The sequence below is a fragment of the Agrobacterium sp. 16-172Ci genome, from assembly GCF_053522725.1.
In genome coordinates this window covers 14,356-29,307 of sequence record NZ_JBNWBW010000019.1, presented here as the reverse complement: position 1 = coordinate 29,307, position 14,952 = coordinate 14,356, and the positions used below count along the sequence as shown (strand labels likewise).

The 14,952-nt window shown below is 61.8% G+C and carries 11 protein-coding genes; 4 read left to right on the top strand and 7 right to left on the bottom strand.

Annotated elements, in window-relative coordinates; all coding sequences use genetic code 11:
- The first annotated feature begins 30 nt into the window (after positions 1-30).
- The 3 genes from ACQZ40_RS16990 to ACQZ40_RS16980 all read left to right on the top strand — a co-directional run bounded on the left by ACQZ40_RS16990 (position 31) and on the right by ACQZ40_RS16980 (position 3,245).
- Positions 31-762 carry an SDR family oxidoreductase gene (locus ACQZ40_RS16990; protein ID WP_065654942.1) on the top strand — a complete coding sequence of 244 codons (732 nt, stop codon included), beginning with the start codon at positions 31-33 and terminating at the stop codon, positions 760-762.
- A gap of 89 nt (positions 763-851) precedes the next feature.
- Positions 852-2,462, top strand: coding sequence for an FGGY-family carbohydrate kinase (locus tag ACQZ40_RS16985; protein ID WP_448748303.1), 1,611 nt, complete (start codon positions 852-854; stop codon positions 2,460-2,462).
- Positions 2,463-2,519: 57 nt separating this feature from the next.
- A complete protein-coding gene (locus ACQZ40_RS16980; protein ID WP_125146533.1) occupies positions 2,520-3,245 on the top strand; it encodes an SDR family oxidoreductase in 726 nt (241 codons plus the stop codon).
- 93 nt (positions 3,246-3,338) lie between these two features.
- Here ACQZ40_RS16980 and ACQZ40_RS16975 read toward each other — a convergent pair whose 3' ends face one another.
- On the bottom strand, positions 3,339-3,635 hold the full coding sequence (locus ACQZ40_RS16975) for a PRC-barrel domain-containing protein (RefSeq protein ID WP_003522015.1): 297 nt from the start codon (positions 3,633-3,635) through the stop codon (positions 3,339-3,341).
- A 274-nt stretch (positions 3,636-3,909) separates the two neighbouring features.
- Here ACQZ40_RS16975 and ACQZ40_RS16970 point away from each other — a divergent pair, with 274 nt between their 5' ends.
- Entirely contained in the window at positions 3,910-5,046 is a 1,137-nt protein-coding gene (locus ACQZ40_RS16970) for a polysaccharide biosynthesis/export family protein (RefSeq protein WP_125146534.1), read from the top strand.
- 11 nt (positions 5,047-5,057) lie between these two features.
- Here the strand turns inward: ACQZ40_RS16970 and ACQZ40_RS16965 are convergent, their stop codons facing one another.
- From ACQZ40_RS16965 to ACQZ40_RS16940, 6 genes are all read right to left on the bottom strand, one after another.
- The gene (locus tag ACQZ40_RS16965; protein ID WP_448748302.1) at positions 5,058-5,963 is read right to left on the bottom strand and encodes a protein kinase domain-containing protein; all 906 of its coding nucleotides are present in this window, start codon (positions 5,961-5,963) and stop codon (positions 5,058-5,060) included.
- Complete coding sequence (gene tagF / locus ACQZ40_RS16960) at positions 5,950-7,356, bottom strand: type VI secretion system-associated protein TagF (protein WP_448748301.1); 1,407 nt, start codon at positions 7,354-7,356, stop codon at positions 5,950-5,952. Before tagF ends, ACQZ40_RS16965 begins: the two co-directional genes overlap by 14 nt.
- A gap of 84 nt (positions 7,357-7,440) precedes the next feature.
- Complete coding sequence (gene tssM / locus ACQZ40_RS16955) at positions 7,441-10,920, bottom strand: type VI secretion system membrane subunit TssM (protein WP_448748300.1); 3,480 nt, start codon at positions 10,918-10,920, stop codon at positions 7,441-7,443.
- Positions 10,917-12,419: a type VI secretion system protein TssL, long form gene (tssL, locus tag ACQZ40_RS16950; RefSeq protein ID WP_448748299.1), complete on the bottom strand. Its 1,503-nt coding sequence runs from the start codon at positions 12,417-12,419 to the stop codon at positions 10,917-10,919. The genes tssM and tssL overlap by 4 nt, the downstream gene beginning before the upstream one ends.
- Positions 12,416-13,756 carry a type VI secretion system baseplate subunit TssK gene (gene tssK / locus ACQZ40_RS16945; RefSeq protein ID WP_078052839.1) on the bottom strand — a complete coding sequence of 447 codons (1,341 nt, stop codon included), beginning with the start codon at positions 13,754-13,756 and terminating at the stop codon, positions 12,416-12,418. The genes tssL and tssK overlap by 4 nt, the downstream gene beginning before the upstream one ends.
- The gene (locus ACQZ40_RS16940; protein ID WP_448748298.1) at positions 13,746-14,945 is read right to left on the bottom strand and encodes a type VI secretion system-associated FHA domain protein; all 1,200 of its coding nucleotides are present in this window, start codon (positions 14,943-14,945) and stop codon (positions 13,746-13,748) included. The genes tssK and ACQZ40_RS16940 overlap by 11 nt, the downstream gene beginning before the upstream one ends.
- Positions 14,946-14,952: the final 7 nt, after the last annotated feature.

The window sequence follows — 14,952 nt, the reverse complement described above, 5'->3', positions numbered from 1 at the left end:
GAAACATCTTCATAAACGCAGGAGAATTAAATGTCTGAATCGCTGCAAGGCAAGATTGCGGTCATCACCGGCGCCGCATCCGGCATCGGGCTTGCCACCACCGAAGCGCTGCTGGAGCAGGGCGCAACCGTGGTCATGGTCGACTGGAATGAGAAAGCCTTGAATGATCTGGTCGCCAAGCTCGGCGACCGCGCCATCCCGCAGGTCACCAATCTGCTCGATGCCGACAGCTGCAACGCGATGATCCCCGAGATCCTCAAAAAGGTCGATCATATCGACATTCTCTATTGCAACGCCGGCACCTATATCGGCGGCGATCTTACCGAGACGACGCCGGAAGCCATCGACAAGATGCTTAACCTCAACGTCAACGCCGTCATGAAGAACGTCCATGCCGTCGTGCCGCATATGTCGGAGCGCAAGACCGGCGATATCGTCGTCACCTGCTCGATTGCCGGCCACTTCCCCACCTATTGGGAGCCGGTCTATTCGGGCTCGAAATGGGCGATCACCAGCTTCGTGCAGGGCATGCGCCGCCAGATGATCCCGCACGGCGTGCGCGTCGCTCAGGTTTCTCCCGGCCCTGTCGTTTCCGCACTGCTGGCCGACTGGCCGGAGGAAAACCTCCGCAAGGCCAAGGAATCGGGCAGCCTTATCGACGCGAGCGAAGTGGCCGATGCCGTTGTCTACATGCTGACGCGCAAGCGCACGGTCACCATCCGCGACATGCTGGTCTTGCCGACCAACTTCGACCGCGTTTAAAAATCTCTGGAGCGGCGGGACAACCGGAAACGGTCCCGCCGCTCAACCCTGTTCAAGCACCGGATGATCCGCTCCGAGGAGTATCGCAAATGGCTTCCTATCTGATTGGCGTCGATGTCGGGACCGGCTCGGCGCGCGCCGGTGTCTTCGACGTATCGGGCAAGCTTCTCGCCACCGCCAAACGCCCGATCGGCATGCATCGCGAGGATGGCGGCATTGCCGAACAATCGAGCGGCGAAGTATGGCAGGCCGTTTGCGACAGCGTTCGGGAAAGCGTTTCCCGTGCCGGCATCGATCCCGCCGAGGTCGCCGGTATCGGTTTCGATGCCACCTGCTCGCTGGTGGTGCGTGGACCGGAAGATGAGACCCTGCCGGTTGGCGCGCCCGATCATCCCGAGCGCGACATCATCGTCTGGATGGATCACCGCGCCGTCGAACAGGCGGAGCGCATCAATGCCGGCGAACACGCCGTGCTGAAATATGTCGGCGGCCGTATTTCCCCGGAAATGCAGACGCCGAAACTGCTGTGGCTCAGCGAAAACAGGCCGGACATCTATGCCCGGGCAGAGCACTTCTTCGACCTCACGGACTTTCTGACATGGAAGGCTTCGGGCGCGCTTGATCGCTCCGCCTGCACGGTGACCTGCAAATGGACTTATCTGGCCCATGAGAACCGTTGGGATGCGGAGTATTTCACCCGCATCGGGCTTGGCGATCTCGCCGAGCAGGGTTTTCGCCGCATCGGTCAAAGCGTCGTCCATCCCGGCACGGCGCTGGGTAACGGTTTGACGGAAGACGCTGCAAAAGCCATGGGTCTGGTTGCGGGAACCGCGGTTGCGGCAGGTCTGATCGACGCCCATGCCGGCGGCGTCGGCACGGTGGCCGCGGGCGGCGATGCGTCGCGATGCCTCGGTTATGTTTTCGGCACTTCGTCCTGCACCATGACGACCACCACCGAACCCGCCTTCGTGCCCGGCGTCTGGGGACCCTATTATTCCGCCATGGTTCCGGGCGCGTGGCTCAATGAAGGCGGCCAGTCCGCTGCCGGCGCTGCCATCGATTATCTCGTGCAACTGCACCCGGCCTATGCAGAGGCGAAGGCGCTTGCCGCTAAGGAAGATAAAGCATTGCCGGTTTGGCTCGCTGACCGGGCGCTCAATCTTGCCGCATCCGCGTCCGCTGCCGCAAAGATCGCCGAGGATTTTCACGTGGTGCCGGAATTTCTCGGTAACCGCGCGCCGTTTGCCGATCCCCATGCCCGCGCCGTCATCGCCGGTTACGGCATGGAGACGGGTGTGGATTCCCTTGTCGCGCTTTATGTGGCGGGGCTTCTCGGCCTCGGTTACGGGCTTCGCCAGATCATCGAAACGCAGGCCCGCAATGGTGCGCCGGTGGAAACCATCAGCGTCAGCGGCGGGGCGGGTGCGCATCCGCTTGCCCGGCAGCTGCTGGCGGACGCGACGGGGCTTCCCGTGGAACTGACTGAATGCGAGGAGCCGGTGCTTCTCGGCTCGGCCATGCTGGGCGCCGTCGCCGCCGGGACCTATCGGGACCTGATGGTCGCCATGCCCGCGATGTCGCGTATCGACAGCTGTGCTGCGCCAGATCCAGATTTTCAGAAGGTTCATCAGGCGCGTTACGACGCGTTTCTGGCGCTGCAAAATGCGGCGCGCGCCATTCGTTCTGCCAGCCATTCCTGAGCGCTGTCAAAAGTTTAGATCATCCGGCTGTATCGGCCGCAAAATAAAGAGGATTCCATGCAGTTTTCCGGAAAATCCGTCATCATCACGGGCGCAGGCAAAGGCATCGGCCGCGCCTGCGCTCGCCTGATGGCCGCGCGCGGTGCGGAAGTGGTGGCGATCAGCCGCACGCAGTCCGATCTCGACAATCTGAAAAGCGAAATCGGCGGCCGTTCGATCCGCGTCGATCTTGCCGATGTCGCCGCCACCCGCGCCGCCATGAAGGAAGCGGGCCCTTGCGATTTCCTGATCAACAGCGCCGGCATCAACGTGCTCGAAAGCGTGCTGGATATGAGCGATGCGGGTTATGAAGCCGTTCTCGGCATCAACCTGCGCGCGGCTTTGGTCGCATGTCAGGAATTTGCCCGCGCCCGCGTCGCGAAGGGCGGCGGCGGCGCCATCGTCAACATCACCTCCATCGCCGGTCACCGGGGTTTTCAGGATCACCTCTGCTACGCCGCGTCCAAGGCCGGGCTGGAAGGGGCGACCCGCGTTCTTGCCAAGGAGCTTGGCCCGCACGGCATTCGCGTCAACGCGGTTGCGCCGACCATCACCCTCACCGAACTGGCCGCGGAAGCGTGGAACGACCCGGCGAAAAGCCAGCCGATGATGGTTCGCCATCCGCTCAATAGGTTCGCCGAAGCGGAAGAGGTGGCTCAGAGCATCGCGCTGCTCCTGTCGGATGACAGCCGCATGATTTCTGGAGCCGTATTGCCGGTCGATGGCGGTTTCCTCGCCGTTTGATGTGCGCGGGGGGCTGACGCGCAAACGCCTGCCCGAAAATAAAAGAACGCCCGGCAAACAGCCGGGCGCTCCTCTTAGTGAATGACAACGCTGTTAATGACGATGCTCGGGCATGTCCTTCAGCTGGTCCTTGGTCCATGAAGTGACCGCGTGGACATCGCCGTCCTCATCCCGCATGAAATCAAGATCGCTGAGCGGTACTGCGACCGGCTTTGCGCCGATACCAAGAAAGCCGCCGACATCGATGATGGCGGTGCTGCCGGCCCCGACGCCGTGGACATGATCGACCTTGCCGACCTTGTGATCGTCTGCACCATAAACGGTGGCGCCTTCAAGAACGGACGGCGTCAGTTCGGTTTCAACCAGGCGTACGTGATTGGTGTGATCCATTGTTCTTGCTCCTGTCTTGGTTTGCAGAAAACAAACTCCTCGACTGCAAAACCGTTCCATCGAATGTCGCTGGCCAGCGCCAGCCGCTGAGGACTGGTGATTTCTCATCGGTACATTGTTGGGGTTTGCGGCAGGCGGTTCCGAAAAGGTTGCGGAATGGTCACACCTTTTCTCCGGAAGACAAGTTTTCGCTAAATTGCAACCGCTAAAGTTGTTGCGATGACGTGTCTGGATGTTATCTCTGCGTCAGGTTGAATCATCAAGGGGATGAGGGATGAAAAAGTTGGGGGCGGTTTTGCTGGTGGCTCTTTTGAGCGCATGTGCAAAGCCATCTGACGGACCGACCGCAGGCAATATCCGATCTGCGACCTTCCCTCGAACCAACGAGAAAATCCCCGTCATCGAGCTGGCGAATGCACCGGCGGCCACGGTTTCCGCCGGAAGCCTGCAGAATGCCTCCGGCCCCGGCCTCACAGCACTTCGCAACACCGGCTACAACGCCCAGAGATTGCGTCGCGGCGACGTGATCGACATCACCGTGCTCGATACCGGCGAAGACGGGCTTTTCTCCCCAACGCAAAGCAAGACGCTCAATCTCGGACGCTTTACGGTGGACCAGAGCGGATCGGTGAATATCCCCTTCGTCGGCAAACAGAGGGTGGTGGATTCGACGCCCGAGGGGCTGCAATCGCAGGTCGTCGCCGGGCTCAAGGGATCGGCCGTGAACCCGCAGGCCGTCGTCACCGTCGTCGACAAGCCGACAAGCGCCGTCATGCTGAGCGGTGCGGTGAAAAACCCCGGAAAAATAACGCTCACCGCCCGTCAGGAGCGGGTGCTCGATGCGCTCAATCAGGCCGGCGGCCCGACCGTCGCTCCGGGCGCTGCCACGGTTACCGTCGTTCGCGGCTCGCACAGGGCGAGCGCGCCGCTTGACCGCGTCATGCGGGAGGACCGCCAGAATATCCGCCTGTCGCCGGACGATCAGATCATGATCGATGGCGACGCCGCGAGCTACACCGCGCTCGGCGCTTTCAAGAGCGCCGGCGAATTCCAGTTCGAAGCCGGAAAACTGACCCTCGCTCAGGCTGTCGGCCGCGCCGGCGGGTTGCTGGATGACCGTGCGGACGCGCGCAATGTCTATGTCTTCCGCAACGAGATCATTCAGGTGCCGTCGGCAACCGTATCGGGCGCGAAAGGCCCGGTCGCGACGGCCACGACCATGCGGCCGGTGATTTATCACGTCAATATGCGCGATGCTTCCAGCATCGCCCTCATGCAGCTCTTCCAGATGCAGAAGGGCGATGTGCTCTATGCCAGCAACGCTCCGCTGGTGGATTCGGCCAAGCTCCTGACCGTGTTCCAGAAGAGCGTGCCGACGGCGGCAGCACCGCTTCCTGGCAGCGGCAACTGACCAATGTGGCGCTACAGAAGCTGTAGCGCTTCCATTGCCGATTGCGGACGCGACGCGGGTTCGTCCTGGCAACAGGCGTCCGCAAAATCCGCCAGCCTTTGCGTTGTTCGCATCTCATCCGTCGCGATAAGCCGCCGGGCAAGCCGCCCCACGGAGAATATATCCTGATCCGGCTTCGCGGTTGCGTCCCGCATCCGTTCCGGTGCTGCAAATTCGCGCGAGGCGGCAAAGCTCATGCCCCGGTCTGCGTGTTTTTGGCCGATCTCCAGCGCAATGCCGAAATCGCCAAGCCTGCCCGTTTCGAAATCGCTGTCCTCCAGCAGAATATTGGCTGGCGTGACATCGCAGTGGACATATCCCCGTGCATGTATGGCGCTCAGCCCTTCCAGCAGGCGGCGAAGGATTGCGATCGCCTGCGGCGCGCTAACCGCCCGCTGCGATGCAAGCGACGCCAATGATTGCGAAAACCAAGGCTGTAACAGGCCCGGCCGGCCATCGGCCAGTCTCAGCAGCGCCGATGTCTCCACCAGGCAAGGATGGCGCAATGTCAGGCCGAGCTGCGCCTCCTCGCGTAATCTTTGCAGCAGCGCCGCGTCGTTTCTCAACGCCGGCGGCGTGGTTTTCAGGGCGTGAAGGGAGCCGAGATCGCGGTGCCGCACCTGCAGCAGCAGGGTGTTTTTACTCTCGTAGGCAATCCGTTCGAGGGCAAAACTGTCGGCGATCCAGCTGGGTCTTGCATCGGAAAAATGCGAGATTTTCCGGTCCAGCGCATTTCTGACCTGATCGATGAGGTCTTTCTGTTCTTCGGCTGGCCTTTCCCGCGTGCCGTCATGGCGAATGCTTTGCCACAGATCGGAGAAGCGCTCGGCAACCTGCGGATAGGCAGGCCCGTCGCCCGGTTGTTTACCCTTGCTCAAGGCGGTTTCCAATCACGATGGCGCTGACATTCTCGCGTGCGTCCTCGATCAGCGCTTCCTGGATCAGGGCGCTGGCGCAGTCCTTGATCGGGGTGTTGCCGACAATCTCGGCAATGGCCCGCTCCTTCAGGATTTGTACCAGCGGATAGCTGCACAGGAGCAGCCTGTCCTGCGACCCCCAGTCTTCCCCTACGATATCCGGCCGGAACTGCTGGGAAAGGCCGACACATTGCGCGAGCTGCCTTTTCATGCCGACAACGACGTGATCGCGCGAAAGCTGGTGCATGGTTCCGTTTTTCAGGAGATAGGCGCGCGCATCGCCGGACCACAGGACACTCAGCCTGCGGCCGATAATGGAGGCAATGATGACGCTTGCCATCGGCCTGCCGTCGGCACCCATGGCTTGTCGGGAAAGAAGCAGGCTGTTGACGGTGCCGAGCTTTCCCCTGATCTGCTGCGCCATCACCTCGGGGCTTTCGGCATCGGGTGTCTCGGCAAGAATATTGGTGGCCAGACGCGCTGCTTCCACGGCGCTGTGCGTGTCGCCCTGTCCATCTGCTATGGCGAAGAGGGCAGGGCTCTGGGAAACGAAGAGCGAATCCGCGTTCAGGGAGAGCCGTGTTCCGGGGTGCGTGGCATAGCTGTAGACGACCGATGACGGCTGTTCGGTTGCCGGTGCGGGCGCGGGCGTCATCACCGGCGGAGTTTTGTGTTTCGCACTTTCCTGCGGCTGTACGGATGTCGAGCCGTCCTCTTCGCCCTTGCCTGCCATGTCGCTGAAGAGGCGAAGGAAATCGGAAGCTTTCGGTTTGCCGTCGAATTTGAGGCCGCGGGCGCGGCGGCTGACGGGATCGATGCGCCACCAGAGGCTGGTCGGTGCGCGGCCGCGCACCATTTCCGGCGCGTCATCCTCTTCCCGTGGTTTCGGCAGGCGCAGTTTTTTAACGGAGGTGTTAAACCGGGACATGTCGAAATCGCCCGTCATGGATGTCTCGGCCAGCGCCTCGGCGGCCATGAACCAGGTGTCGTCGAGATAAAGTGTTCTCGGATGTTTCCGGAAGCTATTGAGCTGGGCAATGATGGCAAGCGGATATTTGCGCCCCACCCGGTCTGCACTGGGCACCAGCACGCCGGCATAGGCGCAGTTTCCCCATATACCGCTTTCGATGATGAAGCGAATGGGCGGCGATGACGTGAATATTTCGGGCCATCGGCCCGAAAACAGGTCCGCGCAGGCATGCAGGCCGGATCGCATCCAGTCGTCAAATGTCCCGATCAGCTCCCGTTCAAGCCCGTCGGAGATGAAGTCGCCATGGCTGGGGACCTTGCCGAAGAAACCGATGCGATCACTTTCCGCTGCGGTCTCCGCGGGCCTCGATGCCTGATTGGCCATCAGTCGTTATTGACCGCGGTGCTTTTCGTCTTTGCTTTCATCATAGATCCCCCTCCTTTAAAAAAACGGTGCGCCGTCCCGCCGCTAAAATTGCGCGGGGCAGGCAAAGCCGGCGATGGCGTCCAGCCTGAACGGGTTGAGAACCGAGCCGAACTGAATATCGAATTCGGCAGCCTGAGCGCCATTCGCAAATCGCACCCGCAGCAGGTCACCCGACTGGTTTTCGATGTCGGCGCCGTCGAACAGCCGGAATGGCGACCAGTCGCCGTTTTCGGTTTTCGCCTGCTGCCAGCCGCCCGGCTGGAACGCGATGCGCGACAGGCTCGCCGTGTTTTCACGCGAGGGCCAGGTGATCGATTTCGCCTGAATGGGGCCGTGATAATAAACCACCCGCTCGCCTTCGATTTCCAGCATCACCGCCCTGGAGGCATTGGTGAGCGAAACGGGTTTGACATTGATCGACACCGCCGGCGTCTCGCTGCCATTCGGGAAAAAGGCACGCGAAATCTTATCGGCATTTTCGAACTGGGCGACGGCGCTGCTTGGAATGCCGGCGGCGCCGAAAGTGCCTTTCCAGCTCCAGGGGTTGGTCGTCTTGTCGACAAAGGCTTCCATACGCTGTTTGAAGAAGGACTGGAAAACCCCGGTCGGCCCGAAGAGACGGGTGAAATCCGCGATGGCGACATCGCGGGAAGATGACCTGTCGAAAGGATAACGCCCGGTCACGATGGAAGAGCACAGCGATGCCGCATCGGCCGCCCAGAGTTCGGCAATGCGGCTGCGGGCGGATTTGACCGCAAGCGAGCCGACATCCGCCGCAACGCCCGCCACCCACACATCGAGGGGCGCCGGCAATTCACGGGCCTGCTGCAACAGATCCTGATTGGCCTTGGTGAGCTGGCTGTCCACGTCGAACACCTTGGCGACTTCGTCGGAGGTGGTTGCCGAGCGGGCAAGCTGCTCGTTCAGCATCTTGAAGTGCGCGAGCAACTGTTCCGATGGCGAGCCTCCGGCCTTGCCGCCATTGGCCTGCTCGCCCGTTGTGGCCGCGCCCTTCGCCGCCAGCATGTCCCGCAGTCTCGCATAGGGATCGGCCGCGTTCACCGTGGCGGCCAGAACGGCTGCCGTCGCGTCGCCTTCAGCGGCGGAGGCGAGGGCGGCGGGGTTTGCTCCGGGGCGCAGATCGGTCGCCTCCGCGATCGATCTCGCAGCCTCCACCAAGATATTGCGTTCATTGGCAAGCGCGCGGGTTGTTTCCACGGCGTCGCCAAGGGTCTGGGACGGCTTGACCCGAAGGTCGGCCAGCGTATCGGCCCATTTTTTCTCGAAACGGTCGAAATAGATTTGCAGCGCGGCCTGCGCCACCTGCTCGACCGTGGCACCCCTTATGGCATCATCGGAACCACGCACCCATCCTTCGGAAAGCGCGATACGGGCCGCATGGGCGACCTGCGGGATGACGACGCTGCGATATCCCTCCGCGGTGAAAAGACCTTCGATGCCTTCCGCCATCGGCGCTTTGCTGCGCCGCTCGAAGGCGCGCTCTCCCAGCGGGCCGAAGGCCGTGGCTGGTGTCCATTCCATCAGTTCCCGCGTCTGCGGAAGACCGGCGAGAATATCATAGGCGCGCGTGCCGACAGCCTGGTCGCGGATGGTTTCACGGGCAGTGGCGATGAGCCGTGCGTCCAGCTCAATCGGGGCGAGCACGCCGTCCGCCAGCGCTTTCGCATGCTGGTCGAGCGCTTCTCTCGCCGCCGCCCTTCCATCGCCGGGATAGAGGGATGCGAACATCTGGTGCGTCTGCACGGTCAGGAAATCGGGGTCCAGCGCACCCATGCCGCCAAGCATTCCATAGAGCTTCAGCGAATTGAAGGTGCGCGTGATATCCTTTTCGTCCTTGAGCTGTTTCTGAAGCTGCACGATCATGCGCGGCAGGAGCAGGGCGTTGAGCGCGCGCTGATAGGCGTCGCGCTGCCGTCCGGCGATCTTGTCTTCCTGATCAAGCCCGAAGCTGACATTCCACACTCTCTCGCGGGCAAAGCCGGAATTGACATCGCGCAGATTGTCGAGCGCCGGAAGGATGCGGAGAAAATCGGCGTCGGAAACATCGCGCACGGGAATGCCCTGAACGAGTTGTTCATAAGCGCCAAGTTTACGATCCGCTTCGGCAAGCGCCTGCGTGTTGGCGAAATAGGTGAAAATCCAGCCGGTGAAGACGATGGCGACTGCTGCGGCCGAAACACCATAGGCGATGCGCCGCACTAGCAATTGCCGTCCGGAAAGGCGCTTGTCGCGCATCACCAGCGCGGCTTCGGGGAAGATGACATCCTTGAACAGCCGCGACAGGAAGTAGCTTCGGCGGGTTCTGGCCGCTGCGGGAGACCTTTCCGTTTCCGGCTGCGTTCCCGAAGCGAGATAAACGCCACGCAAAAGCGGCGCTTCGATGAGCGGAGACCGTGCGCAAAGTTCGGTCAGGGCCTCATGGAGCCGGTCTTTCAACCGCGCAAGTTCGGCGGGGAAACGGAAGATGCGGCCGCGCGTCTCGGCATTCTGCTCCTGCTGCAGGCGCTCGATCAGCATCGCATCGACCCGTTGTTGCAGCAGTTCGAACTCTTCCGTCAGGCGTTGCGGCAGGTTCTCGGCGGTATAGCTCTCATCCAGCTTGAAGGTGGTGCCCCATACCTGCTGGCGGTCGGTCTTGTTGAAACCGTCGAAGAATTCCACGAAACCATGCAGCAGATCGGCCTTGGTCAGCACGATATAGACCGGAACGCGGGCATGCAGATATTCGTCCAGTTCCGAAAGCCGCTGGCGGATGGAGCGCAGTTCCTGCCGTTGTTCCTCGGGATCGCGGGTGAGAAGATCGGGGATAGACAATGTCATCAGCGCGCCGTTGATCGGCTGCGACCGGCGATAGCGTCTCAGAAGGCCGAGGAACCCTTCCCAGCCGGCTTTGGATGAGCCATCGAGGTCGTCCTGCGTGGTGTAACGGCCGGCGGTGTCGATCAATATCGCCTCGTCGGCGAACCACCAGTTGCAGTTGCGCGTGCCGCCGATGCCCTTTACCGCGTTTTCGCCGAGCGCATCGCCAAGCGGAAATTGCAGGCCGGAATTGGTGAGCGCCGTCGTCTTGCCGGAGCCGGGTGCGCCGAAGATCACGTACCAGGGAAGGTCGTAAATATAACCGAAACGTTTTTTCGTGACCCGTCGCAGCAGCGCCAGCGCTTCCTTGAGACGCATCTGGATCTCGCCGACTTCGGCCTGGCGGTTGGCCAGAGCTTCGCGCTCGATACTGTCGACGAGTTCCTTGTCCTGCTTGCGCCCGCGATAAATGGTGACGGCGATATAGATCAGCCATATGGTAAGAACGATGCCGATAGCGATGAGCCGGGCCTGCGTCGTTCCCAATGGCTTGAAATCGCCCAGCGCGACCAGATAGCCGTAAAACCAGATGACGATGCAGAGCGCGACCACCCATAACAGCGACAGGAAACGGCGGCCGATGAGAGCGGCATAGCTCTCGACATAGGATCGGATCGTATAAAAATAGCTCAATGGATTCATGGCTGTGCCTCTTGCGGCTGCTGTCCCGAACTGTTCTCTATGGTCGGCGAGAGAATGCCGGCGTCGCTCAGTTTTTCATCGGGATTGGTCAGGACCATGATTTCCGTTCTGCGGTTGATCTGGCGGCCTTCCTCCGTTTTGTTGTCGGCGATCGGGTCGCTGTCGGCACGGCCTTCCGTCAGGATCGCTTCCGGGCCGGTGAATTGTGAAAGAATGTCCCCGACCGCCTTGGCGCGGGCTTCGGAAAGGTGCCAGTTGGACGGAAATTCCACCGTCTTGATCGGCACGGTATCGGTATAGCCGATGACGACGGCGCGGAATTTTTCGGCCGCAAGGGCGCCGCCGATACGCTGGATGAGATCGCGGAACTGCGGGCTGACATCGGCGCTGCCGGTGGAGAACAGGCCCGAATTGTTGATGCGAATGCGCAGCCGCCCGTTTACATCCGCCAGCGTGACCAGCTTCTTTTCGACTTCCGGCTGAAGGAAGGCCATCAGCTTTTCAAGCCGGGAGGGTTGCCGTGGCTCCACCGGCTTCGGCGGTTCCACGACCTTGGGCGTTTCGACCTGCGCCGGCGGCTGGGGCGGGCTTGCGATCAGCACGCTCGGCGTCTCGTTCGGCGGCAGATGGGCGAGCCTCTCGAAAGTGACATCGGATGCGTTGTTGAGCGACAGCGTGAAGAAGAGATAACCAAGCGCGAAGGCAAGCGCCATCAGGGACAGCAGGGTCCACAGCGCGGCCATCGTGCGCAATGGCGTATGACGGGCTTCCACGCCTTTCCAGTGCGGCGAAAGCTCCCGTTCGAAGGTGCCGTATTGGCCTATCAGCGTCTTGTAGAGGCTGTCGCGGATGCGCGAAAGCTCCAGCGCACCCTTTGGCGAAACGCGGGTGCGCCCTTCGAAAGCCAGCGACAGGCATAGATAGATCAGCAGCAGCAGATCCTTGCTGGCGCCGGGCGACTGATGGAAATGGTCGAGAATGTCGAAAACCCGGTCGCCGCCGGTGACATCGTTGTGGAAAGTGGAGACAAGGCCGGAGCGCGCCCAGCCTGCCCGCACGCCCCAGGGTTTGCTCAGAACCACATCATCCACCGTGGCGCAGACGACATAATGCGCCGCCCTTGCCCGCTCGGGGCTGATGCGGGCGGAAGCGAGATCGCGCTCATAGCGGGTGATCGCCTCAATGCAGGCGCGGCGAAGCTGATCGGGATCCGGCTCCGCATCGCTGAACCGCAGGAGATGCGCGAGGTTGAGAAGGGGAGCGGCCGATTGCACGAGCGTCGGCACATCGCCGCCGCCGAAATGGAAACCGGAGAGCAGCTGATCGACCGGCATGGCGGCCGCGCTTGCCTTCGGTCGCCCGGCCGGCCCGTCGGTCTCGACAATGTCTTCGAGGACCGCCGCCATGTTGCGGGCATTCTGGTTGCGTCTGCGGCTTTCCTCGGTGATTTCGACCACCGTTGGCAAATCCTGCCAGGAAGAGGGGTTTTCCTTGCTCATTCGCGTAACGCCCACATTTCCATCTCAAGCCCGGGGAACTCGCCCGCCAGATGCAGGGCAATCGCGCCGGAGGTCTCAAGCTGCTTCCAGAGGGGTGATTGTGTGTCGATCTCGAAATAGACGGTGCCGGACCGATAGGGCAATTGCCGCGGCAGGACCGGCAGGGAGCGCACGGGAATGCCCGGCAGCGCCACGTTGACCAGTTCGGAAATCCGCTCCACCGGCCCAACCTTGATCTGTGCCGGCAGGCGGCGGCGAATGTCTTCGGCGGCCATATCCGCGCGCACCGCAAGCACGAAGCCGGCATCGCGCAGCAGCGTGCGGTCGTGGATGGTGCCGACGCGGACGCCGTGGCGGCGCTCCACCAGCTCGATCGCAACGGCCGCCTGTTCCAGGACCGCTGACAGCGATGTGCGCAGATCGTCGAAAACTGCCGCGAAGGTGGCTTTCAAGTCCTCGTGCCGATAGGGCGGGAAATCCGTCGCCCGCTTTTTGTCCGTGGTGAAGGTTGCAAGCTCGCCAGCAAGCTGGATGCAGTCTTCGTAAAACCGGATGGGGTGAAAACGCGTGGCGTTGGCGCAGCGATGCGCCAGCAGCGGATCGGCCCGGTTGAGGATTTGCAGCAGGAAATAATCGCCCACTTCCGCCGTTCCCCTGATCGTCGGATCGCCGATGCGTTCGGCAATCGCCTGGGCGCGGTGGCGCACGATCCCCAGAAGCTCCGTCAGCAATTCGTTGAGGCGGGGCGCCGCCGCGCAGCTCAGGCTCGGAGGAATGAAATCCGGGTCAAGAATGACCGCGCGGTCTGAGCGGACCTCGATGACCCTTGCAAGGCCGATGAGATCGTAACCGGAAAGATCGTCGCCGGTTTTCAGGAATTTCAGGCTGAGACGGCCGACATCGATGGGGGCCACGAAATCCGTCTCGATATTGGTGTCGGAGACCTCATAGCTTGAGGCGGTGAAGCGCACATTGTTCGCATCGTTGCGGCCGCTGGCGGACATGTCGGCCTTGCCGGGTTGCCGGGCCGGCAGGGCGAGATAGATAACGGCGTTTTTGACGCTTTCGTCGAGATCGAGCGGCGGCGGCAGGTCGGAATCCTCCGGCGCTTCGAAAGGCGTTCCATCGGGAAGAACGCCGCGCAGGTTCGACAGGGCGAATTGCCCTATCGACAGCGCGCTACGGTCCACGCCGATTTCGGCGATGCCCCACGGGTAGGGCGAGAGGTTGCGCGTGGTGTTGCGCACCAGCCGTTCGGTCCATCGGTCGGATTGCTGAAAATGCTGAACGCGAAGAAACATGCCCTCGCTCCAGGCAACACGGTTCTCATGTCTCATCGTGGTTGTTTACCCCCTTTGCATCGGCCGTTATCGCGTCAGGTTCCTGCGTCGGCGCGGCCTCACCGCGCGCTGCCCGCTGCAGGAACTGCCTGACAGGCAATGGACGGCCGTTTTCCTCAAATTGCTTTTTGTAAGTGGACCAGTAATCGGTCTTCATGATCAGTCCCTGCCAGTCGCGGCGCTCGATTTTGGCACGAAGATCGTTGCCGGCATCGACGGAGGCTTCGAGAAGCCTCGGCTCGAGTTTTTGCGTGCAGCCGTGGATAAGGGTTTCAAGAGAGGCGGCGAGCCGCCGCTGCTGGCGGATGAGCGTTTCCACCCGCTCGCTCAGGGAGGCTGACGAACCGTGGCCGGTGCGCTCGCCTTCAATGTCGAGAATGGCCAGACAATCGGCGCTTTCCTGTTCCAGCACGGTCAGAAGATCGCCGATCTCCTGCGCAGTCGAAGCATCGGCAGTTGATGCGTTCTCCAGGGTCAGGTCTTCGCCCGTTTCCGGGAAAACGCTGTCGAAATCCTCGTTACCTGAGGCCGAAACCGGACGTGAGATCATCACCGGCGTGTTCAGCGCGTCGGTATGTTCGTGCTCGCTGCTCGCAACCGGTTCCTCGTCCCAGTTATCAGGCAGAACAGCGCCTATTGCGCGCGCTGCGGGCGGTTCGCTCCAGCCGATCTCGACAATTCGCGAAATGGATTTCGCCTTCCGCTTCGCGCCCTCGCGCCATGTTTCGGACCAGTCGTCGGCGGAGGCGGTGTTGCCCATCACGCCGCCGGCCGAACGGCCATTCGGGGCGATGTCGGCAAGGATCGCCGAAATGGTCAGTGGCTCGTCACTCATGCGCAAGGAAGCGTCGGGATCGGAAAAATCCAGCTCGGCGTCGCCGCTGATGGCGACCTGAAAAACCTGCCCGCCAATGTTGATCTGCGAACCGTCGCGCAGACGCGCGCTTTCGCCTTCCAGCAGCAGGCGGCCATCGACCAGCGTGCCGTTCGCGCTCTGGTCAAGGATCGTAAAACCTTCGCCATCGCGGCTGAGCGTGCAGTGCAGCTTGGAAACGCGCCGCTCATTGTCATCGATCTGCCAGTCGCAATCGCGAGACCGGCCGATGACGCGGCGGCCGCGCTCGAAGCTCCACTGACTGGCTCTTGCGGCTCCGATATTTCGTGTGTCCTTGAGTGCAAGCTTCATATCCGTG